Annotated in this window: 22 protein-coding genes; 6 read left to right on the top strand and 16 right to left on the bottom strand. The window is 61.6% G+C overall.

The genetic code is table 11. The features are described 5' to 3' along the window. Window positions 1–3 precede the first annotated feature (3 nt). From ACXAIC_RS15630 to ACXAIC_RS15610, 5 genes are all read right to left on the bottom strand, one after another. Window positions 4–1,608, bottom strand: a complete 1,605-nt coding sequence (locus ACXAIC_RS15630) for an ABC transporter ATP-binding protein (protein ID WP_475181428.1) — start codon at window positions 1,606–1,608, stop codon at window positions 4–6. Then, window positions 1,605–2,435 (bottom strand): ABC transporter permease, encoded by an 831-nt coding sequence (locus ACXAIC_RS15625; RefSeq protein WP_475181422.1) that lies wholly within the window; start codon window positions 2,433–2,435, stop codon window positions 1,605–1,607. The genes ACXAIC_RS15630 and ACXAIC_RS15625 overlap by 4 nt, the downstream gene beginning before the upstream one ends. Beyond that, window positions 2,432–3,379: an ABC transporter permease gene (locus ACXAIC_RS15620; protein WP_475181417.1), complete on the bottom strand. Its 948-nt coding sequence runs from the start codon at window positions 3,377–3,379 to the stop codon at window positions 2,432–2,434. The genes ACXAIC_RS15625 and ACXAIC_RS15620 overlap by 4 nt, the downstream gene beginning before the upstream one ends. Before the next feature lie 97 nt (window positions 3,380–3,476). Then, window positions 3,477–4,973 (bottom strand): ABC transporter substrate-binding protein, encoded by a 1,497-nt coding sequence (locus ACXAIC_RS15615; RefSeq protein WP_475181413.1) that lies wholly within the window; start codon window positions 4,971–4,973, stop codon window positions 3,477–3,479. 32 nt (window positions 4,974–5,005) lie between these two features. After that, entirely contained in the window at window positions 5,006–6,289 is a 1,284-nt protein-coding gene (locus ACXAIC_RS15610) for an acetylornithine deacetylase/succinyl-diaminopimelate desuccinylase family protein (RefSeq protein WP_475181410.1), read from the bottom strand. Window positions 6,290–6,374: 85 nt separating this feature from the next. On the opposite strand from ACXAIC_RS15610, the gene ACXAIC_RS15605 reads away from it, so the two are divergent. From ACXAIC_RS15605 to ACXAIC_RS15590, 4 genes are all read left to right on the top strand, one after another. Next, complete coding sequence (locus ACXAIC_RS15605) at window positions 6,375–6,929, top strand: PAS domain-containing protein (protein ID WP_475181406.1); 555 nt, start codon at window positions 6,375–6,377, stop codon at window positions 6,927–6,929. Window positions 6,930–7,095: 166 nt separating this feature from the next. Further along, window positions 7,096–9,030: a PrkA family serine protein kinase gene (locus tag ACXAIC_RS15600; protein WP_475181403.1), complete on the top strand. Its 1,935-nt coding sequence runs from the start codon at window positions 7,096–7,098 to the stop codon at window positions 9,028–9,030. Window positions 9,031–9,052: 22 nt separating this feature from the next. Then, window positions 9,053–10,375, top strand: a complete 1,323-nt coding sequence (locus ACXAIC_RS15595; RefSeq protein WP_475181400.1) for a YeaH/YhbH family protein — start codon at window positions 9,053–9,055, stop codon at window positions 10,373–10,375. Then, window positions 10,368–11,867 carry a SpoVR family protein gene (locus ACXAIC_RS15590; protein ID WP_475181395.1) on the top strand — a complete coding sequence of 500 codons (1,500 nt, stop codon included), beginning with the start codon at window positions 10,368–10,370 and terminating at the stop codon, window positions 11,865–11,867. The genes ACXAIC_RS15595 and ACXAIC_RS15590 overlap by 8 nt, the downstream gene beginning before the upstream one ends. A gap of 77 nt (window positions 11,868–11,944) precedes the next feature. Here the strand turns inward: ACXAIC_RS15590 and ACXAIC_RS15585 are convergent, their stop codons facing one another. From ACXAIC_RS15585 to ACXAIC_RS15555, 7 genes are read right to left on the bottom strand one after another with little or no spacing between them, the layout of a single operon-like run. Continuing rightward, window positions 11,945–13,201 (bottom strand): ABC transporter substrate-binding protein, encoded by a 1,257-nt coding sequence (locus ACXAIC_RS15585; RefSeq protein ID WP_475181392.1) that lies wholly within the window; start codon window positions 13,199–13,201, stop codon window positions 11,945–11,947. After that, window positions 13,198–14,175, bottom strand: coding sequence for a branched-chain amino acid ABC transporter permease (locus ACXAIC_RS15580; RefSeq protein WP_475181388.1), 978 nt, complete (start codon window positions 14,173–14,175; stop codon window positions 13,198–13,200). Before ACXAIC_RS15580 ends, ACXAIC_RS15585 begins: the two co-directional genes overlap by 4 nt. Then, window positions 14,172–15,086 carry a branched-chain amino acid ABC transporter permease gene (locus ACXAIC_RS15575; RefSeq protein ID WP_475181385.1) on the bottom strand — a complete coding sequence of 305 codons (915 nt, stop codon included), beginning with the start codon at window positions 15,084–15,086 and terminating at the stop codon, window positions 14,172–14,174. Before ACXAIC_RS15575 ends, ACXAIC_RS15580 begins: the two co-directional genes overlap by 4 nt. After that, window positions 15,083–15,811, bottom strand: a complete 729-nt coding sequence (locus ACXAIC_RS15570) for an ABC transporter ATP-binding protein (RefSeq protein ID WP_475181382.1) — start codon at window positions 15,809–15,811, stop codon at window positions 15,083–15,085. Before ACXAIC_RS15570 ends, ACXAIC_RS15575 begins: the two co-directional genes overlap by 4 nt. Further along, complete coding sequence (locus tag ACXAIC_RS15565; protein WP_475181378.1) at window positions 15,804–16,577, bottom strand: ABC transporter ATP-binding protein; 774 nt, start codon at window positions 16,575–16,577, stop codon at window positions 15,804–15,806. The genes ACXAIC_RS15570 and ACXAIC_RS15565 overlap by 8 nt, the downstream gene beginning before the upstream one ends. Next, a complete protein-coding gene (locus ACXAIC_RS15560) occupies window positions 16,570–17,652 on the bottom strand; it encodes an aldo/keto reductase (RefSeq protein WP_475181374.1) in 1,083 nt (360 codons plus the stop codon). Before ACXAIC_RS15560 ends, ACXAIC_RS15565 begins: the two co-directional genes overlap by 8 nt. Further along, window positions 17,649–18,059 (bottom strand): TIGR04076 family protein, encoded by a 411-nt coding sequence (locus ACXAIC_RS15555; protein ID WP_475181370.1) that lies wholly within the window; start codon window positions 18,057–18,059, stop codon window positions 17,649–17,651. Before ACXAIC_RS15555 ends, ACXAIC_RS15560 begins: the two co-directional genes overlap by 4 nt. Window positions 18,060–18,173: 114 nt before the next feature. On the opposite strand from ACXAIC_RS15555, the gene ACXAIC_RS15550 reads away from it, so the two are divergent. Further along, the gene (locus ACXAIC_RS15550; protein ID WP_475181364.1) at window positions 18,174–18,824 is read left to right on the top strand and encodes a GntR family transcriptional regulator; all 651 of its coding nucleotides are present in this window, start codon (window positions 18,174–18,176) and stop codon (window positions 18,822–18,824) included. Between the two features lie 11 nt (window positions 18,825–18,835). Next, entirely contained in the window at window positions 18,836–20,305 is a 1,470-nt protein-coding gene (locus ACXAIC_RS15545; protein WP_475181361.1) for an aldo/keto reductase, read from the top strand. Window positions 20,306–20,334: 29 nt separating this feature from the next. Here ACXAIC_RS15545 and ACXAIC_RS15540 read toward each other — a convergent pair whose 3' ends face one another. The 4 genes from ACXAIC_RS15540 to ACXAIC_RS15525 are packed head-to-tail and all read right to left on the bottom strand — an operon-like array spanning window position 20,335 to window position 23,690. Beyond that, window positions 20,335–21,096, bottom strand: coding sequence for an ABC transporter ATP-binding protein (locus tag ACXAIC_RS15540; protein WP_475181357.1), 762 nt, complete (start codon window positions 21,094–21,096; stop codon window positions 20,335–20,337). Continuing rightward, window positions 21,090–21,902 (bottom strand): ATP-binding cassette domain-containing protein, encoded by an 813-nt coding sequence (locus ACXAIC_RS15535; protein WP_475181352.1) that lies wholly within the window; start codon window positions 21,900–21,902, stop codon window positions 21,090–21,092. The genes ACXAIC_RS15540 and ACXAIC_RS15535 overlap by 7 nt, the downstream gene beginning before the upstream one ends. After that, on the bottom strand, window positions 21,896–22,759 hold the full coding sequence (locus ACXAIC_RS15530; protein WP_475181347.1) for an ABC transporter permease: 864 nt from the start codon (window positions 22,757–22,759) through the stop codon (window positions 21,896–21,898). The genes ACXAIC_RS15535 and ACXAIC_RS15530 overlap by 7 nt, the downstream gene beginning before the upstream one ends. After that, on the bottom strand, window positions 22,749–23,690 hold the full coding sequence (locus tag ACXAIC_RS15525; RefSeq protein ID WP_475181343.1) for an ABC transporter permease: 942 nt from the start codon (window positions 23,688–23,690) through the stop codon (window positions 22,749–22,751). Before ACXAIC_RS15525 ends, ACXAIC_RS15530 begins: the two co-directional genes overlap by 11 nt. Between the last annotated feature and the right edge of the window lie 18 nt (window positions 23,691–23,708).

The following is a 23,708-nucleotide window of genomic DNA, read 5'->3' as shown; positions in this document are numbered from 1 at the left end:
CCTTTAAGCGGTGGCAGATTGAGGGGCGACAGCCCGGAGAACCGGCGCGGCGGCGACAAGCTGGCGTGTATAGGCATCGCGCGGACTGTCGAAAACGGTGCCGGTCGGCCCTTCTTCCACGATCCGGCCAGCCTTCATGACCAGCACCCGCTCCGTGATGGACCGCACGACGCCAAGGTCGTGGGAAATGAAGAGATAGCTGAGCGCATAGCGGCTGCCGAGATCCGCCAGAAGATCCAGCACCTGGGCCCGGACGGAGACGTCCAGAGCCGAGACCGCCTCGTCCAGAATGATCAGGTCCGGGCGGATGATCAGCGCCCTGGCAATGGCGATCCGCTGGCGCTGGCCGCCGCTGAATTCATGGCTGTATTTGAGACGGTCTTCCGCCGTCAGCCCGACGCTTTCCAAAGCCTCGACAACCGCCTCCTGCCGGGCCTTACCCCTGGGCGGGGCGTCCAGCAGGTGAAAAGGTTCGGCCACGAGCCTGTCCACCCGCCAGCGCGGATTGAAGCTGCCATAAGGGTCCTGAAACACCACCTGCATGCGCCGGCGCACGGCCCGGTTCGCCTTGTGCCCGGTAAAGACAGGCTCCCCGTCAAACAGGATTGTGCCACCCTGCACCTCTTCCAGCCCCAGGATCGCGCGGGTCAGGGTGGATTTGCCACATCCGGATTCGCCCACCAGACCAAGGCTCTCCCCCTTGCGCAGTTCAAAGCTGACAGCATCCACCGCACGGACCTTGTTGGCTGAGCCCCAGAAGCCGGACGTCCGGTCTGCATAGTCCCGCACCACCGCGCGCACTGACAGAAGAGACGCCTCTCCCGCCCCGGCCGTCCGCTCGGGCACATGGGCAGACGCTGCCAGCAGCGCGCGGGAATATGGATGTTGCATGGTTCTGAACAGGGTGTCCGCCGAACCGCTTTCCACCACCTCTCCCTGGCGCATGATCACCAGATCATCCGCCAGATCGGCGACAACGGCCAGATCGTGGCTGATCAGCATCAGCCCCATGCCATCTTCGGCCACTAACCGTTTCAACAGCGTCAGGATCTGCGCCTGGGTGGTGACATCAAGGGCGGTGGTCGGCTCATCCGCGATTAAAAGCTTCGGCTTCAGGGCGATCGCCATGGCGATCACCACCCGCTGGCGCTGGCCACCGGACAGCTCATGTGGGTAGCGGGTCAGCGGAAACCGGTCCTGGGGCAGCTCCACCCGGCGCAAGGTATCTGCGGCCCGCGCCATTGCCTCGCCCTTTGACACGTTTTCGTGCACCCGGATCGTTTCGGCCACCTGGGCGCCGATGGTCATCAGGGGATTGAGCGCCGTCATTGGCTCCTGAAACACCATTCCGGCCACCCGGCCGCGCAGGCTGCACAGGTCTTTTTCCGAGGCTAAGAGAATGTTCTGGCCATCCAGGGTGATGGTCCCGGAAGATGCCGCGCCATGAGGCAAAAGCTGCAAAACGCTGAGCGCGGTCATGGATTTTCCCGACCCGCTTTCGCCGATCACCCCCAGAATGCGGCCCGGCACGATCCGCATGGACACCTTGTTCAGGACCTGCGCGCCGTGGATGGACAGGCTGAGATCCTCAATCTGCAACAGGCTCATCCGCGCGCCCTCCGCAGTTTCGGATCCAGAAGATCGCGCAGGCCGTCGCCCAGCAGGTTCAGGCCCAGCACCGTCAAGAGGATGGCAAGCCCCGGAAACAGAGCCAGATTAGGGGCAAGGGAAATCATCGTCTGACTGTCGGCCAGCATCCGGCCCCAGCTGGCCGTTGGCGGCTGCGCGCCCAGCCCCACATAGCTGAGGCCGGCTTCGGCCAGAATGCCGAGTGAAAACTGGATCGTACCCTGAACGATCAGGAGGTTGGTGACATTGGGCAGCACATGTTCCACGGAAATCCGCGCTGCGCCCTTGCCTGCGACCCGGGCCGCCAGAATATAGTCCCGGCTCCACAGGCTGAGCGCAGCGCCCCGGGTCAGCCGCGCAAAGACCGGAATGTTGAAGATGCCGATGGCAATGATTGCATTGAGCGCGGAGGCGCCGAAGACCGCCGTGATCATCACCGCGATCAGCAGGCTCGGAAAAGCAAAGACCAGATCGTTCAGCCGCATGATCCCCTCATCCAGCAGGCTGCCCTTGCGCGCGGCAGCGGCCAGCCCGAGCGGCACCCCGGCCAGCATACCAATGCCGACCGCCACCAGCGCAACGGCAATGGAGGTGCGCGCGCCCACCATGATCATGCTCAGGATATCCCGGCCGAACTGGTCCGTGCCAAAGGGGTGGGCCAGACCCGGCGGCTTCAGCCGGTCAGAAATCGCCAGAACCGTGGTGTCGTAGGGCACCCAGACAAGACTGACCAGCGCGGCCCCGGTAAAGAGCAATGTCAGGACAAGCCCGGGCAGCAGGGCCCTGTTCTGCACCAGCGCCCTCATCGCGGCCGCCTCAGGCGCGGGTCAACCAGGGCATAGGCCATGTCGACGGCGAAATTTATCACAATGACCGCGCAGACCAGCAGCATCACCACGCTCTCAACCACGATCAGATCCCGGGCACTGATCGCCTGAAACACCAGGCGGCCAAGGCCTGGCAGATAAAACACATTTTCGATGATGATCGCTCCAGCCAGCAGAAAGGAAAACTGCAACCCGAGGATCGTCAGAACCGGAATCAGGGCATTGCGCAGCGCATGGCGCCACAGGGCCTGGCCCCGGGTCAGCCCCTTGGCGCGCGCAGACCGGATGAAATCTTCCCCCAGCGTGTCCAAGAGGCTGGAGCGCATCACCCGCGTGAGAATGCTGGCCTGTGGCAGCGCCAGGGCGATGGCAGGCAGGGTCAGCGCTTTCAGGCCCGCCCACAGCCCCGCTTCCCAGCCGGGAAACCCGCCGGCAGAAAACCAGCGCAGATTGATGGCAAACACCAGCACCATGAGCATGGCGAACCAGAAATTCGGAATGGCAAGGCCGAGCTGGGTCACACCCATCACGCCTGCGTCCCCATAGGACCCGCGCCGTGACGCGGCCCAGATCCCGGCGGGAAAGGCGATCAGCGTGCTGAGGACAAGAGCATAAAGGGCCAGAGGCAAAGACACTTGAAGCCGGTCGGAAATCAGCTCCGCCACCGGCGTGCGGTAGGTGTAGGAGATGCCGAAATCCCCGGTGAGGAGCCCCCCGGCCCAGGCGAGATAGCGCTGCAGCACCGTCCCGTTGAGACCCAGCTGCTCCCGCAGGGCGTTGAGCGTGTCTTCCTGGGCATTGATCCCGAGCATGTAGCTGGCCGGGTCTCCAGGAACGACTTCCAGCGCCAGGAAAATCACCCCCGACGCCACCGCGAGGCTGAGGACAAGGGAGACAAGGCGTTTGAGAAAATACGTCAGCATGGTCCTGCCAGCCGTTTGGTCCCGGCTGTATTTTGAGTGTCTGGCCGTACCGGAAAGGGCGGGCGCCTGTCACGCAGGTTCCCCCGCCCGAAGGGCGTCATTTGTCCCAATAGACGGCCGTCAGATCCGTGGCCTGGGTCGGCTGGTTCTTCCAGAGCCCGCTAACGCCCGCATCCGCCACCGTTGGGAACGCCAGCTGGAACAGATAGGCATTCACATAGTCCTTGGCGATCATTGTTTCGGCGTCTTTCAGCAGCGCAGAACGCTTTTCCGGATCGGTTTGTGCCGTGATTTGCGCATAGAGTTTCTGGAAGGCCGGGCTGTCATACTGGAAATAATAGTCCGGCCGCGCATAGATGCCGATATCCATCGGCTCCGTGTGGCTGACAATGGTCAGGCCGAAATCCTTGCCCCGAAACACCTGTTCCAGCCACTGGGCCCATTCCAGATTGGTGATCTCGGTCTGAATACCGACGGCCCGCAGTTGGGAAGCGATGATTTCGCCGCCCCGGCGCGCATAGGAGGGCGGCGGCAGTTTCAGGCTGGTGGTGAACCCGTCCGGATATCCGGCTTCCGCCAGAAGCTTTTTCGACAGCGCCGGATCATAGGCGCTGAGACCGGTTAGATCGACATAGTCGGGATTGTGGGGCGCGAAATGGGTACCGATTGGCGTGCCATAGCCGAACATGGCGCCGTCAATGACCGCCTGCCGGTCAATGGCATGGGCCACCGCTTCACGCACCTTGAGATTGTCGAACGGCGGCTGCTTGTTGTTCATGGCGAGGATTGTTTCGCCTTCCGTCGTGCCGACAATCACCTGGAACCGCGGATCGGCCTCGAATTGGGGCAGGTTTTCCGGGGCGGGATAGTTGACGAAGACATTGACATCCTCGGCCATCATCGCGGCAAAAGCAGCAGTCGGATCAGAAATGAACTTGAAGCTGACCTTTTCGAGCTTGGCCGGGGGGCCCCAATAGTCCGGGTTCTTGACCAGATCAATCTTGTCACCCTGGACCCAGTCAGAGAACTTGAAGGCGCCGGTGCCAATGGGGCTGGTCTTGATGCTGCCAATGCTTTCCGGCGCAACGATCACCGCATCGCCCCAGGCCATGTTGAACAGAAAATTGCTGTTGGCCGCTTTCAGCGTGACCTTCACCGTCAGCGGATCCACCACCTCAACCGTATCGATTCCGGAAAACAGCGCCTTTTGGGCATTCGCGCTGTCATCAGCCCGGGCCCGGTCCAGGCTGAATTTCACATCCTCGGCCGTCATCTTCGTGCCGTCGTGGAACGTCACCCCGTCATGGAGCTTGAACACATAGGTCTTGCCGTCGTCAGACACCGTCCAGCTTTCGGCAAGGCCCGGATTGACGGACCCGTCCGGCCCGAAGCGGGTCAGCCCTTCAAACACATTGGCGTAAAGCACAGAATCGATGGCCCCGGCCGCCGCGCTGGTCGGGTCAAGATGAGGCGGTTCAAGCTGCATGGCCACCACAATATCACTCTTGGCCTCAGCCATGCCGACGCTGGCCATCAGCGCCAATGCGCCGATCAGACCCGTTCTTATCCTGTTCACACCCCAGTTCAAAGCCATGTCTGTCCCCTTATGTTTCTTGTCCCGCGTCTTCACCGCCCCGCAAGCAGATCGATCAGCGCCCGGCCCATCACCTTTGCTGAATCCAGCATATCCTCCACACCCACATATTCGTCCGGTTTATGTGCAAGATCCAGAATGCCGGGACCGTAGGCGATGCAGTTTTTCAGTTTTCCGATCCGGTCGATATGTTTCTGGTCATAGGTTCCCGGGCTGACGACATATTCGGCCTGTTTGCCCATGGTTTCCTGAATGGCTTTTGCCACCGTTTGCACCACCGGCGCCTCCTTGTCCGTCATGGTCGGGAGGACCCGGTGCAATTCCCGCATCTCGTATTTGAAAGTGTTCCTCTTGTCCGCAACCGTTTCCAGGATCCCGGTGATTTCAGCCTGCACATCCTCAATGGTCTCTTCAAGCAGAAAGCGGCGGTCGATGATCATGCGGCAACTGTCGGGAACACAGGGGCTCGGCAGACCGGTAAAGTCAGCATCGCCTTCCGACTGGCCGCCATGGATCGAGTTGATGTTGAGGGTCGACTGACGCGCCCCTTCCGGCACCACGGGCATTTCGGTCCGTTTTTCCGCAAGGGCGGGAAAGAGGCTGTCTTCCATCTCTTCCAGAACCGCGCCCATATGCCGGACCGCACAATCGCCAAGGAACGGCATGGAGCCGTGGGCGATTTCCCCGAAAGTTTCCACCTCCGCCCACCAAACCCCCCGATGGCCAAGGCAGATCCGGTCCTTGTTGAGAGGTTCGGGAATAATGACATGCTGCACGCGCTCCGGTGCGAAATAGCCTTTGCCAGCCAGATAGGCGACCCCACCAAAACCGCCGGATTCCTCATCCGCCGTGCCGCTGATCTCCACCGCCCCGGAGAAGCCGGGGCACACCGCCAGAAACGCCTCGGCCGCAACGATGCTGGCCGCAAGACCGCCCTTCATGTCACAGGCCCCGCGCCCGTAGATCTTGCCGTCGTGAAGCTCCCCGCCAAATGGGTCCCGCGTCCAGCCGAGCCCGACATCGACCACATCGATATGGCTGTTGAAATGAACACACTCTCCCGGCCGGGGGCCTTCGCGCCGTGCAACCACATTCCAGCGCGGATATTTTTCGCTGTCCCCAGGCGCGCCATGGGCGCGCACCAACTCGATGTCAAAGCCGGAGGCCTTGAGGCGCCCGGCGAGATAGTCGCAGATCTCCCGGTAGTTTTCGCCCGGCGGATTGAGGGTCGGGATTTGCAACAGATCCTGGGTCAGCGCGATCAGATCCTCGCGTCTTGCCTCGATTTCTCGAATCAGTTGATCGGTCAAATCCATGCGGCCCAGTCCTGATCTGGCAAAATTTACAGGAACTATGCTACCATCCACCTACGGTGCCAATACCGTAGGATCACGGTGAGCCATGCAGGATATCAACAGCCTTGCATTCGACTATGCGCCCATGGGCCTGGCGCTGACCGAGCATCGTGTCATCAGAACCTGCAACCAGACTTTTGCCGATATGTTCGGATATGAAAAAGACCAGCTCCTGGGGCGCAGTTTCCGGTTGCTCTACGGCTCGGACGAGGAATTTCATCAAGTTCGGGACATCGGCCTGAAGCCGCTCAGCCAGTCGCTGCCCTATACGGATGAGCGGCTGATGCGCAGGGCCGACGGCTCGCGGATCTGGTGCCGCTTCCGGGCCAGAACCTTGACACCGGATCAGCCGCTCGCCCGCACGGTTCTGAGCTTTGCGCTGATTGACGACACCCGCAGCGGGCCGAAACTCACCCCACGTGAACGGGACGTTTTGCTGCTGCTTTCAAAAGGGCTGACCAGCAAGGAAATGGCCCGTCTGCTGGGTCTTTCGCCGCGCACGGTGGAAGATGTGCGGGCCCGGCTCTTGAGGAAATTCAAGGTCAAGTCGGTGGCCGTTCTGTTGACCCGGCTGTCGGGTCTGCGGACTGGCAATTCATAACGTAGCGTTATCAATGCGGATAGAAAGTTGACGCTGCTGGATTGAATAATTTTCGCAATCAAATTTTATGACAAACCCCAAAGATTAAGTTGCCAGAACATGCGTTTGTCCCATCTAATTTATATGGGGGCAGGCTGTTTGGGATCGCCTAGCTGGAAGTTGGAACATGGAGATTTACACGCGTTTCGCGGAAGATTACCGAAATAGGAACCTGGAGGAACTTTCCATCCAGGATTACCTGCTGGGATGCAGGGACGACCCTTTGATGCGCGCGACGGCGGCCGAGCGCATGATGGCCGCCATTGGCGAGCCGGAGATTATCGACACCAGCCAGGATCAGCGGCTGGGCCGGATTTTCATGAACCGGACGATCAAGCGCTACGCCCCTTTCAAAAACCTGTTCGGCATGGAGGCCACGATCGAGCGGATCGTCGGTTTCTTCCGCCATGCCAGCCAGGGTCTGGAAGAGCGCAAGCAGATCCTTTACCTGCTCGGACCGGTCGGCGGCGGCAAATCCAGCATGGCCGAAATCCTGAAAAAGCTCATGGAGCAGGAGCCAATCTATGTGCTTAAGGCGGGCGATCAGATCAGCCCTGTCTATGAATCCCCCCTTGGCCTTTTCAGCGCCAACCGGGTCGGCGACCTCCTGGAAGACAAATACAATATTCCCCGGCGCCTGCTGACCGGGCTGATCTCCCCCTGGGCCACCAAGCGTCTCGACGAGTTCGAAGGCGACATTTCCAAATTTTCCATCGTCAAGCTTTATCCCTCGCGCTTGCGTCAGATTGGCGTTACCAAGACCGAACCGGGAGATGAGAACAATCAGGATGTCTCTGCCCTGGTCGGCAAGCTGGACATCCGCAAGCTGGAGGAATTCAGCCAGGATGACCCGGACGCCTACAGCTATTCCGGCGCCTTGAACCGGACCACTCAAGGCCTGATGGAATTCGTGGAGATGTTCAAGGCCCCGATCAAGGTGCTGCACCCCTTGCTGACAGCGACCCAGGAAGGGTCCTATGTGGGCACCGAAAATATCGGCGCCTTGCCGTTCCAGGGGCTGATCCTGGCCCATTCCAACGAATCCGAATGGAGCCAGTTCAAGAACAACAAGAACAATGAAGCGTTTCTGGATCGGATCAGCGTGGTCAAGGTGCCCTACTGCCTCAGGGCCTCTGCCGAGGCGGATATCTATGAAAAGCTGCTGAGCCAGAGCGCTCTGGTAGATGCCCCCTGCGCTCCTGAGACCCTGCCGCTTCTGGCCCGGTTCAGCGTGCTCACCCGCCTGCATGAACATGAAAATTCGACGCTCTATTCCAAGCTCCGGGTCTATGACGGCGACATGCTGAAGGATTCCGATCCCAAGGCGAAATCCTTGCAGGAATACCGGGACGCAGCCGGCGTCGACGAGGGCATGAACGGCATTTCCACCCGGTTTGCCTTCAAGGTTCTGTCGGAAACCTTCAATCATGACACGGAGGAAATCTCCGCCGATCCGGTGCACCTAATGTATGTACTGGAACAGGCCGTGCGGCGGGAACAGTTCGATGCGGAAACCGAAAGCCGCTATCTGGACTTCCTGAAGACGGAACTGGCCCCGCACTACGCGGAATTCATCGGCAACGAAATCCAGAAAGCCTATCTGGAATCCTACACCGACTACGGTCAGAACCTGTTCGACCGCTACATCGCCTATGCGGATGCCTGGATCGAGGAACAGGACTACAAGGACCCGGACACGGGCCAGATCTTCGACCGGGAGGTTCTGGAAAAGGAACTGGAGAAGATCGAGCAGCCCGCAGGTGTCGCCAACCCGAAGGACTTCCGCAACGAGGTCGTGAAATTCGTGCTGCGTGCCCGCGCGGAAAACCAGGGCCAGAACCCGGATTGGCGCCGCTATGAAAAACTGCGCCAGGTCATTGAAAAGCGCATGTTCGGCAAGGTCGAGGAGCTGCTGCCCGTCATCAGCTTCGGGGCCAAGCGGGACAAGAAAACCGACGAAAAGCACCATGAATTCGTCGAGCGCATGACCGGGCACGGCTACACGAAACGGCAGGTCCGCCGCTTGGTGGAGTGGTATATGCGCGTGAACAAGGCCGGGTAGGCGGATGGGGGCGCATTGAACAATGGCGCATTTCATCGACCGGCGGCTGAACCCGAAAGACAAGAGCCTGAGCAACCGGCGCAGGTTCTTGAAACGGGTGCGCACGCAGATCAAGAAAGCCGTGGAAGAAGCCGTGCGCGAGCGCAGCATTGCCGATGTAGGCCGGGCGAAAAACGTGTCGGTCCCCACAGAGGGCGTCGCCGAGCCGACCTTCCGCAAGGCCGCAGATGGCGGCCGCCGCGAGCGTGTCTTTACCGGCAACAAGACCTTTCAGGCCGGCGACCGGATTGAAAAACCACCCCGCACCGGCGGCGGCGGCGCCGGTAAGCAGGGAGCCCCTGATGGCGAGGGGCAGGATGATTTCCTGTTCGCCCTGTCGCGGGAAGAATTCCTCGATTTCTTCTTTGACGATCTGGAGCTGCCGGATCTGGTGAAGGAGAGCCTGAAGGAAATCACAAAGACCCATCCGCACAGGGCGGGCTATTCCACCTCGGGCGCCCCGGCCAATATCAATGTCGCCCGCACCATGCGCAATGCGCTAGGACGGCGCATCGGGCTGAAGCGCCCCCGGGACAAAGACGCCCAGGAGCTTTTGAAGCGCATCTTGACGCTGGAGGCCGTTTCCAAGCCGACGGCGAAACAGCGCGCGGATCTGAAGGCCCTGCGCACCGAATATGAAAAGCTGCAGAAGCGGCGCAAGGTGATCGCCTATATCGACCCGCTGGATGTGCGCTACAATTATTTTGTCCAGCAGCCGGAACCGAACTCCAATGCGGTGATGTTCTGCCTCATGGATGTCTCGGCCTCCATGGGCGAGCGGGAAAAGGACCTTGCCAAGCGCTTTTTCATGCTGCTGCACCTGTTTTTGAACCGGCGCTACGAGAAAACCGAAATCGTCTTCATCCGCCATACCCATGACGCATCGGAAGTTGATGAGGACACGTTTTTCTATTCCCCGCAAACCGGCGGCACCATGGTCAGCTCCGCCCTGGTGGTCATGAATGAGGTGATCCGGGAGCGCTATCCGCCCTCCGAATGGAACATCTATGCGGCCCAGGCCTCGGACGGCGAGAATTTCAGCGGCGATTCAGAGCGCTGTGTGGCGCTGCTCACCCAGGAACTGATGCCGGTCTGCCAGTATTTCGCCTATGTGGAGATTGTAGGCGAGGACGAGGCGCAGCTGATCAACAGCGAAGCAACGGGCATGGAGCTTTGGGAATCCTATGGCTCGGTGGCCGAGCGCTGGCCCAATTTCGCCCGCAAGCGGGTCTCCAGGATCGCGGATATCTATCCTGTCTTCCGCGAGCTGTTTGCCCGTGAGCCCGCAGGAAAAAGCCATGGCTAGACGAACCGCCCGCTCCAAACCGGAGCTCCTGTTCGATCAGACCGACTGGGACTTCGACACGCTCCGGCGCACCCTTGATGCCATTGAAGAGGTGGCGAGGGACGATCTGGAGCTGGATTTTTATCCCAACCAGATCGAGATCATCTCCTCAGAACAGATGCTGGATGCCTACTCGTCCGTGGGGATGCCGCTGATGTATCACCACTGGTCCTTCGGCAAGCATTTTCTCGGGCATGAGCGGCTCTACCGGAAGGGCGCCCGGGGCCTTGCCTATGAGATCGTGATCAACTCCAATCCCTGTATCAGCTACTGCCTGGAAGAAAACACCATGCCGCTGCAGGCGCTGGTGATGGCCCATGCGGCCTTCGGGCACAACCACTTCTTCAAATCCAACCACCTGTTTGAACAATGGACCGATGCGGACGGGATTCTGGACTATCTGGAATACGCCCGCCGCTTTCTGGCCGAGTGCGAGGAAAAACACGGGGGCAGCGAGGTGGAGGCCACCCTGGACGCAGCTCACGCCCTGATGCCCCACGGAGTGTTCCGCCACCGGCGCCCGCGCCAGTTGTCCCTGCGCGAAGCGGAAGAGCAGCGTCAGCAGCGCATCGCCGCCGCCCAGCAGAATGTCTATTATCTCTGGAACACACTGCCCAACCAGAGCGACGCCAAGCGCCTGAAGGACACCGGCCTCTTGGGCCGCAAGCGGGATATGCAGCTGCCGGAAGAAAACCTCTTGTATTTCCTGGAGCTTTACAGCCCCATACTGGCCCCCTGGCAGCGCGAAGCCTTAAGGATCGTGCGCAATATCAGCCAGTATTTTTACCCGCAGAAACAGACCAAGGTGATGAACGAGGGCTGCGCCTGTTTTGTTCATTACTACATCTTGAACAAGTTGCATGCCGATGGACGCCTCTCCGATGGAGCCATGCTTGAAATCCTGCACAGTCACACCAATGTTCTGACCCAGCCCGGCTTCGATGATCCCCGGTTTTCCGGTATCAACCCATATGCGCTCGGCTTTGCCATGATGGAGGACATCAAACGGGTCTGCACGGACCCGACAGAAGAGGACCGGGAGTGGTTCCCCGAAATTGCCGGATCAGGAGACTGGCGCACGGTGCTGAAACATGCCTGGGCCAATTACAGGGATGAGAGCTTCATCCAGCAATTCCTGTCGCCCACGGTCATGCGCCGGTTCCGCATGTTTGCGATTTCCGATGAGTCCCATTCGCGCTTCTGCACGGTCACCGGCATTCACAACACCCATGGCTACCGGCATTTGCGCGATGTGCTGGCCCAGGATCATGACCTTGCGGCGATGGAGCCGGACATTCAGGTGGCCGACGCCGACCTTCTCGGTGACCGGTGTCTGCATCTTCAATCCGTCCAGCGCAACGCCGTGCCTCTGGAAGCCTCCAGCCGGGCGGCAACGCTGAAATATGTGGAACGGCTGTGGGGCTACAAGGTCGAGCTGGTGGAAGTGGACTAGAAGCCGGTCAAACCCTATGAACAACCGCCCGGCGCTCGGCGCCGGGCAGCTCTGAAGGTTTTTCAAGGGCGGCGGTCTTACTTCTTCAGCGTGGCGATATAGCCATCCACCTCGGCCAGGGAGAGATATTCCACCTCCTCCGTGCCGCTTTCGGAGAACTTCCAGACAACGGCCGGAGCCGAGACATCGCCATTGGCGTCAAACCGCACATCGCCTGTCGCGCCCTGATATTTGACCGTGCCACCTTCCGCGAGGGCCGCCTTGGCTGCCTTGAACCCGGCTACATCCGCCGTCACCGGTGTTCCGTCCGGGTCCGTGACCTTGGCAACGGCGGCAGCGATCTCGGCGCCGGACGCCTCTTTGCCGGCCGCTTCCATGGCCAGAAGCGAGATCATGGCCGCATCAAAGCTGTTGGCAAGGCCCGGTCCGTTCGGCTCGGAGCCGAATTTCTTTTCATAGGCAGCCTTGAACGCATCGGCGCTGGCAACCCGCGGCGAGGCCGTGTCCGTTCCCAGGGCCTTGCCCAGATATTGCAGGCCGACATTGTCCCGGAACTCGTCGGATTTCAGCGAGTTGGCAAGGATCATGTTCTGCGTGCCGCCAAGGGACAGCCATTCGCGCACGGCCGACGTGCCCTCATTGGGATAAAGCGCCAGATAGAGCGCATCCGGCTGGCCGGTGAGGGCCTTGGTCACCTCGGCCCGGTAAGAGGGCTGAGCGTCGTTGATGGCCACGGACGCGGTCACCTCAATGCCGTCGGCGGCGAAATCGGCGGCAATCAGCCGGGCCATATCCTGGCCCCAGTCGTCATTCTTGTACAAAATGGCGATCTTCTTATAGCCGTTATCCGCCGCCACCTTGGCCCCCATGGCCGCCTGTACGGCGGTGGTGGCAAAGGTTCGGAACCAAAGACCCTTGGTCTTGCCGTCCTCGGCCAGCTTGGTGAAGGCGGTGGAAGAGGAGCAGCAGGACATCTGCATGACGCCTGACGGACCGGTGACCGAGGTCAGGATCGGCATGGACACGCCGGAGGAAACGGCCCCAAGCAGCAGCTTGACCCCTTCCAGATCGACCAGTGCCTTGGCAGCATCCACGCCGACCTTGGGATCAACCTGGGTATCGCGCAGGACCATCTCGATCTTGCAGCCGGCCGCGCCACCGGCCTCGTTGACCTGATCGACCGCAAACTGGGCGACTTCGGCAATCGGGCGGCCCCAATCGACGGAGGTCGGCAGGGTGGCGCCTATTTTGGTGGTGCAGTCCTGGGCCTGGGCACCGGTGCTCAACGCGGAGACCCCTGCCGAAAAAGCGGCAAAGATAAGTGACTTCTTCATGTGAACCCCTCTACTTTTGACTTCTCCCGGTTCTGGCCGGGTTGGGAAACGACCAGCTGCTCGGGAAAAAGGCCCTGCGGCCTCCAAAGCAGCATGCCGACAATCACCAGGCCGATCAGGATGAACTGGATCGATCCGGTGTAGAGCTGGGCTTCGACAGGCGCGAAGCGTGACAGCCCCCATCCCGAAAAGGTCCAGGCGCCCCATATGAGGCAGGTCCCGGCCAGGGCGCCCTTCGTGTTTCCGGCCCCGCCGACAATCAGCATGGCCCAGATCTGGAAGGTCAGGATGGGAAGAACGTCCTGTGGACTGACAAAAGCATAGAAGGTGCCGTACAGCCCGCCTGCAAGGCCAATGATGACCGAGCCTGTGACGAAAGACAGGAGGCGAATGCGGTCCGGCGCCTTGCCCAGAGACTGTGCTGCGGTCTCGTCCTCGCGGATGGCGCGCAGTAGCCGACCGAACGGAGACACGGTCAAGCGCTCCAGAAACTGGAAAACCAGTGCCAGAATTCCCAGAACGCAGATCAGAAAGGCCAGATTGTAGCTAAACCCATCCCCGAGCAGCGCCTGGAAAGGGCGCTCGAACCCCCGAATGCCCTGAGCCCCGCCGGTGAGCGCAGTGGCGTTGCGCACTACATTTTCAAAGGCGACCGCCACACCGAAAGTGGCAATGGCCAAGTAATCGTGGCGCAGGCGCAAGGTCAGCTTGCCCACAATCCAGGCCAGCCCCCCGGCAAAGGCCATGCCGCCCAAAAGCGCGAGCGGATAAAAGAGGCCGAACCCGCCCAGCTGGCCGGCCTGCGGGGCCCCGCCCAGGATCAGCGTGCCATAGGCCCCGGCCCCGAAGGAGGCGACGACCCCGCCATTGAACAGGCCGGTATTGCCCCATTGGAGGTTCAGACCCAGAACGGCGATCCCCAAAATGGCGGCAACGGTGAGAAAGAAAATCAGATAGGAAGCAATGCCGATCATGCCCGGGCCTCCCCGAAGAGCCCGTTGGGGCGGATCAACAGCACAGCGAGGATCATCAGGAACGGCACCGACGGGCTGTAGCCGGAGGGCAAAAGGAGCAAGGCCAGGTTTGAGGCAATGCCCACAATAAAACCGCCCAGAACTGCCCCGTAGATGCTGCCGATGCCGCCGACAATGGTGGCGGCAAAGATCGGCAGGACCAGATCCCGGCCCATAACCGGCGTGATCTGATAGCTGAGGCCGTAAAACACCCCGGCAACCGCGCCGAGCCCGCCGCCAATGAGCCAGACCACCATCACCATGCGTTTCAGACTGACCCCGTGCACCTGGGCCAGCCCCGGATTTTCCGCAACCGCGCGCAGGGCAAAGCCGAATGTGGTGCGCGACAGCACAAGATAAAGCAGCAGCATCAGAACAAGCGCTGCCGCTAGCACAAACAGCTGGTCGGGCTTGACCAGCAGCAGCGGATCACGGGACAGGACCATGGCAAAGGCAATGTCGCGGGAATAAAGCTCCCCTGACAGGCCAAAGATCAGGCCGATGACATTGCGGATGACAAGAGACATGCCGAACGACGCAAACACCATGGAGAGTTCCCCGCCCTTCTCCCGAACCCTTTTGAATATGAACTTGTCAATCAACACCGCCGTCAGCCCGGTCAGGACCATGGAGGCCAGCATGGCCAGTAGCAGCGCACCGGTGAGCGAGAGGCCGCCGAGTTTTTCAGACAGGACCGGAGTGAGCGCGGCGAACAACCTGTCAAAGACAAGCGCGCAATAGGCCCCAACGGACAGCAGTTCGGCATGGGAGAAATTGGCGAAACGCAAGATATGCATCACAAGTGTGAGGCCGATGGCGCCAAGGGACAGGTAGGAGCCGACCAGGACCCCGTCAACAAGATGCTGTATCATGCCACGCCCCGCCTTTCACCGCCGAGATAAATGCGGCCCAGAGCCGGGTCTTCCAACAGGCTCCTGGACGGTCCGTCAAGCTGGTTGCGGCCTTCAGCCAGCACATAACAATGATCGGCGCGGCGCAGGGCCTGTTTCACATTCTGTTCGACCAGCAGGATCGTTACCCCCTGATCCGTGAGCGCCTTGGCGTGATCCAGCACCTCTTCGGCCGCCTTGGGCGACAGGCCTGCGGAAGGCTCGTCCATCAGGATCACTCGGGGCACGGCCGCCAAAGCCATGGCGACGGCCAGAAACTGCCGCTGGCCTCCGGAAAGGGAGCCGGCCTTTTGCACCCGCTTGTCTGCCAGCACCGGGAAGCGCTGGAAAAGCTCTGCCAATCTGGCGGGCGGGTCAGCTTGTCCTTTCAGGACTAGATCCAGATTTTGCTGGATGGTCAGGGTCCGGAACACATTGTCCGTCTGGGGTACATAGGCAACGCCAACCCCGGTCATCCGGTCCGGCGTCTCCTGCGTGATGTCGCGGCTCTCAATACGGATCGCGCCGCTGCTGACCGGCAGCAGGCCGAAAACGGTCTTGATCAATGTGGATTTGCCCGCCCCGTTCGGCCCGATGATGGCGGTCATCTTGCCCCTTTGCGCGGTCAGGGACACATCGCTCAAGATGGGAAGATCCGGCACATAGCCTGCCGTGACCCGGTCGATGGTCAGCACGGCGTCAGACATCGGCGGGTGCCCCCAGATAGGCATCCAGCAGCAGTGGATTGGACTGGGCGTCCTTGGCACTGCCTTCAAAGACCACCTTGCCTTCCGCCAGTGCAATCACCGGATCGCAATGGCGCATAACAAAATCCATGTCGTGCTCGATGATCAGGAAGGTTTTGCCGGTCCGGTTCAATTCCTCGATCTTCCCGATCAGGATCTCGGTCAGCGCCGGATTGACGCCGGCCGCCGGTTCATCCAGAAGGACGAGTTTGGGATCGCCCATCAGCACCCGGGCCAGTTCCAGAAGTTTCATCTGGCCCCCGGAAATCTTGCCCGCGGGCTGATCCGCAAGGGGTAGCAGGGTCACGAAATCCAGAACCTCCAGCGCCCGGCGGCGGATCTCCTGTTCCTGGATGCGCATCCGGCCCCGTCCGAACACCGCCCCCCACAGGGTTTCCCCGCTCTGGTTCAAGGGCGCCAGCATGACATTTTCAAGAACGCTCATGCGCTTGAAAGGCCGGGGGATCTGGAACGTGCGGCCCAGCCTTTGCGCGAATCGGCGGTCCGGCGGCAAGGACGAAATATCCGTGCCGAAATAAGCGATCCGGCCGCCGGTTGGCGCCAGATCCCCGGCCAGCACATTGAAAAGCGTTGATTTTCCGGCTCCGTTCGGGCCGATCAGGCCGGTGATCGAGCCTGTCCGAATGCTGAGCGTGACCCCGTCAACCGCCTGGAAGTCTCCGAAAGACCGGCTGATGCCGTCAAGCTGCAGGATCGGTTCAGCCATCAGCGGCCCCCAGTACCTTGTCATCCGGCCGGGTGTTGAGATTGTATTTCATGATCCGGCCATGGCGCCCGGCCCGGTCCCCTTCCAGCCCGAAGACAGGCCCCTGGGGGCCGGGAGCCCGGGCCAGAAGAGCTGCAATCTGGCCCAGGTCCCTGTCATCGAGCTGGAAGCGGAACACCTCAAGGGTCTTCGGCAGATGCCGGGCATAGCGCGCCCCTACAATGGCAGCGGCGACCCGGGGCTGCTGCAGCACCCAGCGGGTTGCAACGGAACTGAGCGTCACGCCGTGGCGCGCGCCGATGTCCTGCAACAGTTCAAGAAGCTCCTGAAAAGCGGACCAGGGACCGAATTCATCAATGATCAGCCGGTATTTCACCAAAGACCGGTTGTCAAAGACAAAGCCCGGGTCCGGCTGGCCGAGCCAGGTTTCTGTCAGGAACCCCCCGGCCAATGTGCCGTAACACAGAAGCTGCAGATCATTTTCCGCACACCAAGGCACCAGGGTGTGCGCCGGGCGCCGGTCGAGCAGGGAATATTGCACCTGGGTCGACACCAGATCGATGCCCGCGTCCAGAAACGGCCTTGTGTCGGCAACATCCCAGTTGGTGACCCCGAGATGGGCGATCTTGCCCGTGTCCTGGCAGCGCTTCAAAGCCTCCATGGCCTTGACAGGCGCGCCGATCCCAGTGTCCCACCAGTAGAATTGCACCAGATGAAGCCGGTCGATGCGCAGCCGCTTCAACGACCGGTCGACAATCGCCTCCACCTCATGATCCTGAAGATCCGCCAGCCTTTCCAGATCCGGCACCAGCTTCGTGTGCACCTGAACCCGGCTGGCAATCTCTCCTCCGCGCCTGCGGCGCAGATCGGCAATAAAGGTGCCGATCATCTCTTCCACGCCCGTATAAATGTCGGCGCAATCAAAGGCTGTGATCCCAGCATCCACAAAGGCTTCCATGTCGGCAATGGCCGAGGCAGGGTCCACCGGACCATGGTCTCCGGCCAGCTGCCAGCCACCCTTGATGACACGGGAAATTGCATGGCCGGGCCGCAGCTCTGCGGTTTCTGCGCTCATTCGGCCTCATCCTTCTGCCAGTAAGGGGTGCTGCGCGCCCCGGGCAGGCCGGTGGTTTCCGCGTGAGAGAACCAGCGCTTCTTCGTCCGGGTGATTTTGAAGCGGCCGCCGCAATGGGGATCGGGACAGGCGACCTCGGCGTCGGTGGTCATCCAGTCGGCCGGGTGTGTGTCCCGCTGCTTTGCGGGCAAAAGCGGCAGGACCGCCGCAAGCGCATACATGGACACGCGCTGCCCGGCGGAAAACACAAGCGCCTCGCCCTCCACGGCAAAGCTTTCGCCTTCCACATGGCGGCAGATCGGCGTGCGGCCGTCCAGCACGGTCTCGACCTTCAGGTCATATAGCCAGAACCCGTCATCCACCCCCGCTGGAGGCGTTCCGGATTTCTCCTCACTGTTGTCAGCCACTGCGCTCCCCGGTTTTTTGTCTTGGCGCCTTGATTGTGATCTGTGATATTTTATACTATGTCTCAAAATTTCAATGTCAAGACAAGAAGCGGACGCCAAACAGAGGGCAGAGCGATGAATGAGCCGAAAATCGCCCCGATAGACCAGTCCAAACTGAGGGAGAGCGTTTACAACGCCTTGAGGGAGGCCTTTACACGCGGCGCCTTTGCACCGGGCGAAACCGTGAGCCTGCGCGCGCTGGCCGACCAGCTCGGCACCTCCATGACCCCTGTGCGCGAAGCCGTGCGCCGCCTGGTGGCGGAAGGTGCGCTGATCGATACGCCCAGCCGGACGCTTGCCGTGCCCGCCTTTGATGCGGAGCGGATGCGCGAACTCAAGAGGGCTCGCCTGGCCCTGGAATGCCTGTTGCTGGATGAGGCCATGGACCATATCGATCCGGCCGGGATCGATGCGCTTGCGGCCATCATCGCCACCCCGCGCGCGAAGGACAGCACACCTGACCTGACCCTGAATTACGCCTTTCATTTCAGCCTCTACAGGCAAGCGCGTTCCAAAGTGATCCTGCCGCTGGTGGAAGCGCTCTGGCTGCAATATGGCGCGTTCCTGAATCTGGTGGTCAAGGAGCAGGCCGCCGTCAGGATGCCAGAACATATTCACCACGAGCAGATCATCGCCGCCCTGCGCGGCAAAGACCGGGCTGCTGCCCAAGAGGCGCTCACCCTCGACATTGAACGCAGCTTCAAGCTGCTGCTTCCTGAAACCTGAAGGACATTTGCATGACCGCCGCCCCGCAGCGCCACAGCCTCGCAGACGGTTTGGAGATCAGCCGCGTTCTGACCGGCCTCTGGCAAGTCGCCGACATTGAAAAGGATCGCGGACCGATCGACCCGGACCGGGGCGCCGATCATCTGGAGCCATATCTGAAAGCCGGATTTTCCACCTTCGACATGGCCGACCACTATGGCAGCGCGGAAGTCATCTGCGGCCGTTTGCTGGCTCGGGACGGGCATCCCGCAAAACCGCAGATCTGCACCAAATGGTGCCCGGAACCGGGCCCGATGACGGCGGAAGTGGTCCGGGCCGGTGTCGAGGAGCGCCTCGACCGGCTGGGCACCAGCTGCATCGACCTGCTTCAGTTCCACTGGTGGAGCTTTGAGCATCCGGCCTGGCTGGACGCACTGCACGAACTCAGGAAACTGAGGGATGAAGGCATGATCAAGGCCCTCGGGGTCACCAATTTCGACGCCGCCCATTTGCGCCTGGCGCTTGCCGATGGCATCCCGCTGGTCACCAACCAGGTGTCCTTTTCCATGGTTGACCGGCGCGCCCTTGGACCCTTGTCGGAGCTGTGCACGCAACAAGATGTGAAGCTGCTCGCCTATGGCACATTGTGCGGCGGCTTCCTGTCCCAGCGCTGGCTAGGTACGCCGGACCCCAGCGGGATTTCCGACTGGTCGAAAATGAAATACAAGCGCTTCATAGACGCGGCCGGCGGCTGGGACGGTTTCCAGGAAATCCTGCAAGCCGCAAGTACCATTGCCCAGAAGCATGGTGTCTCCCTGGCCAATGTCGCCACCCGCTGGGTGCTGCAACAGCCAGCCGTTGCCGGGGTGATCGTGGGCGCGCGGCTGGGCGAGAGCGAGCATATTGCCGACAACACCAAACTGTTTTCCTTCATGCTGGACGATGAAGACCTGAACCGTCTCGATCGCGCCTTTGCAAGAACGCAGATGGTGCCGGGCGATTGCGGCGATGAATACCGGCGCCCGCCTTTCCTGACCGCATCGGGCGATCTGAGCCACCACCTGGCCGAAATGCCCCGGGCGCATGGCGCGGCCCAGGCACCGCACCGCACCGACGCGCAGCAGGTGCTCACTGGATCGGATTGGGAAGAGATTGCGGGCTATTGCCGGGCGCACCGGATCGGCAACCGGATTCTCGTTTCCGGAACAACCGCCGTGGCCGGCGCGGCGCGGGCCGTTGCACCGGACGATGCGGCCGCCCAGACAACCTTTATTCTCGACAAGATCCTGGCTGCGGTGGCCGCCCTCGGGGGCGCAGCGGAAGATGTGATCCGCACCCGCATCTATATTGTCGATGACGACGATGTCCTGGAGATCTCCCGCGCCCATGGCCGCGTGTTTGCGGATATCAAACCCGCCAACACGCTGGTTGTTGTGGCCGGCCTGATTGGGGATCACCGGGTTGAAATCGAGGCCGAAGCTCTGATCAGAAGCCCGGATTGAAAGCTGCTGGAGGCGGATGACAGTCCGTCTCAGCCCACACCAGGGGCAGCCACTGCCGCCAGCGCCCGCCCTGCTTGTGCCGCATAGGCCCGTGACAGGGGGTGGCTTGCCCTGTCCAGGAAGCGGGCCGTTGGCAGATCTTCCGCTAGACTGCCCGCCTCCAGCACTGCGATACGGTGGCTTAACCGTAGCAGAGGCGCAAGGTCGTGGCTGATGATCAAGACGGCGAGGGCACGGTCCTGCAGGAGTGTTTCCAGAAGCTCCATGGTGGTGACCTGGGTTGCCAGATCAAGCGACGAAAACGGTTCATCCAGAATGAGCGCATCCGGCTCTGCCGCAAGGGCGCGGGCCAGCGCAACCCGCTGGCACTGGCCGCCGGACAGCATATGCGGACGCTGGGTCTGCAGCGCGCCCCCGATGCCAAGATCCTGCAACAGCTGCTCCGCCCGCTGCTTGCGCCCGCGTGCCGCCCCGATGCGGAACCCGTTCAGCGTTTCCAGGACCGTGCCCCGGGCACTCAAAAACGGGCTGAGGGCCTGAACCGGATCCTGCCACAGATACTGGATCCGCCGCCGGGCATCACCCTGTCCAGGTGCGATCTTGCGCCCCCCAAGGGCCACCGATCCGCTGTCGGCCCGCTCCAGACCGACAAGACACCGGGCCAGGGTCGATTTGCCGCTGCCCGAACGGCCGATGAGCCCCATCACGTCGCCCTGGCGCAGCTCCAGATCAATATTCCTCAGGACCACGCTGCCCCGGAACGCCTTGCAAAGCCCGGTGACCGTCAGCATGGCGCCCCCCGCATCCTGCCAGGCCTGTCCAAAACCGTGCTTCCAAATTCCAATTCGCGCGCCGCAGCGGCCAGCGCCTGCCCCTCCTGCGAGACGGCCCGGTCCATCTGATCCAGCGCCAGGGTTTCCACCACCTGCCCTTTGGACAGGACCAGGCTGTCTGCCGCTACCTGGCGGACTGCGCGCAGATCGTGGCTGATATAAAGCAATGCCGCGCCGGTTTCGTCCAGCATGACCTTCAGCGCCTTGAGCACGTCGCGCTCAGTCAGGACATCGAGCCCGGTTGTCGGTTCATCGGCAATCAGAACCTTGGGCCGCAGGATCAGCGCCATGGCGATCAGCACCCGCTGTTTCATGCCGCCGCTGAGCTGATAAGGATAGGTGCGCAGCACATCCTCCGGCAACCGAACCGCCTCCAGGGCCTGACCCACAGGCGCCAGACTGTCCCGGCCCGCCTGCCGGGCGGCCTCCTCCAGCTGGCGGGCAATGCGCAGCCCGGGCGACAGAGCCGTTCCCGGCGACTGGAAAATCTGGAACACCGACTGGCCCCGCACCGCCCGCCACGCTTTTGCGTCAAGCGCCATAATATCACGGCCGTTCAGGAGAACCTGTCCTGACTGGACCTGAAGTGGCGGCCGCAACACGCCGCAAAGTGCCGCAGCCGTCATGGATTTGCCGCTGCCGCTCGCCCCGATCAGGCCCAGGCGTCCGCCCGGCGCCAACTGAAAGCCGATCCGGTCCAGCAGAGCCTGTCCGGCCGATGTCGTGACGGTCAGATCCTTCACCTCAAGAACCGGGGTTACCATTGATAGGGCTCCCGTTTATCCAGAAGATCGCGCAGCCCTTCGCCGATGAGGTTGAACGCCAGGACCGCTAGCGTGACCGCCGCGCCCGGGACCAGCAGCATATGCGGCGCACTGGCAAAAAACGGCCGTGCCTCGTCCAGCATCGCGCCCCACTCGGCCATGGGGGGCTGGGCGCCGATACCCAGAAAGCTCAGGCTTGAAAGGGCCAGCAGCACCGACGCCATTTCCAGCGACACCACAACAACCAGCGGCGGCAGGATCTGCGGCAGTATGTGGCGCAGCACCACCTGCACCCGTGAGGCCCCGCACAACCGGGCTGCTTTCACATAGTCTTTTTCCCGGGCAGACAGAACCAGCGCCCGGACTAGCCGGGCATTGGCTGGCCACCAGGCCGCCGCAACACCGGCCACGGCCGCCTCAAGCGAAGCGCCCATGAAACCGATAACGCCGAGGGTCAAAATGAGTGTGGGAAAGGCCATGATGATATCGGCAAAGCGCATCATCAGCGCATCCACCCGCCCGCCGGAAAGCCCCGCCGCCAGTCCCCAGGGCAGGGCAATGGCAAAGACAATGCCGGTTGCCAGCAGCCCGGCCCCCAGCGACACCGGAATGGCAGCAATGATCCGGGTCAGAACGTCCCGGCCCAAGTGATCTGTTCCCAGAAGATGGATCGCGGATGGCGGGGCAAGGCGGGCCAGAAGATCCATTTTTTCAGGCGCTGGCAAGGGCAGAAACGGACCGGCCAGCCAGAGCACAACAAAGGAACAGAGGATCCCGAGCCCGGCCCAGCACCCCGATCGGCCAGCCTTCAAGGAAATCCAGGGCCGCGGCGCGGCAAGGCCTGTGTTACGTGCCATGGGTCAAGGTCCGTTTCACCTGGGGATCGGCCAGAGCCACGGTGATATCTGCCGCCAGACTGGTTAGAAAAAAGACCAGCCCGCCGAGCACCAGATAGGCCTGGATCACCGGAAAATCCCGCTGACCGATGGCCTGCAGCACCAGTTGGCCCAGGCCCGGCCAGCCGAAAATGCTCTCCACAATGACCGCTCCGCCCAACAGAGCGCCGAAACTGCTGGCCCAGGCCGTCGCCAGCGGGCCGATGATCTGCGGGAAGATATGGCGGACAAGAAGTGTGGCCGGAGCCAGACCCTTGGCGATCGCCAGCCGGACATAGTCCTGGCACATCTCCGCAAGAATGCGTTCGCGCACCACCCGGCCAAGGGTTGCCCCGCTGGCAAGGCTCAATGTGAGGGCGGGTAGAATAAGATCCGCCGCGCTGCCTTGGCCCACAAGCCGCCCCCAGCCGAGCCCGAGTACAAAGACATGGATCAGAAGAAGCGCCAGCCAGAAGGAGGGAACCGAGACGAGCAAAATGGTGACGGTCCGCAACACCCCGCCCCAGACCGTCCCGCTACAGACAGCAGCAATGCCAAGCCCGAGGGACAGCGCAATCGCCCCGCCAAGCGCGCTCAAGGACAGCAGCAGGGTCGCCGGCAGGTGCAGGAGGATCTCCGCCATGACCGGCCGCCCCGTGGCAATGGAAGTACCGAAATCAAATTGGACCGCCCGTCCGAGCCAGGCGAGATAGCGCTCGAAAAACGGCTTGTCCAAACCGTATTCAGCTTTCAGGGCGGCAATATCCTCCGGTTTCGGCACCACCCCGAAAGCCCGCAATTCCTGCGTGACCGGATCGCCCGGCGCCAGTGCCACAATGGCAAAGGCCACGAAGGACATGCCGATCAGGGTCGGCAGCGCCGAGGCCAACCGCTTGAGGATAAAAAGGGTCATGACCGCTCCCCCCCTTGT

The sequence above is a fragment of the Roseibium sp. AWQ4_254 genome (assembly GCF_056161025.1).
The sequence above is the reverse complement of the archived record's forward strand: the minus strand, read 5'-3'. Positions and strand labels throughout refer to the sequence as shown.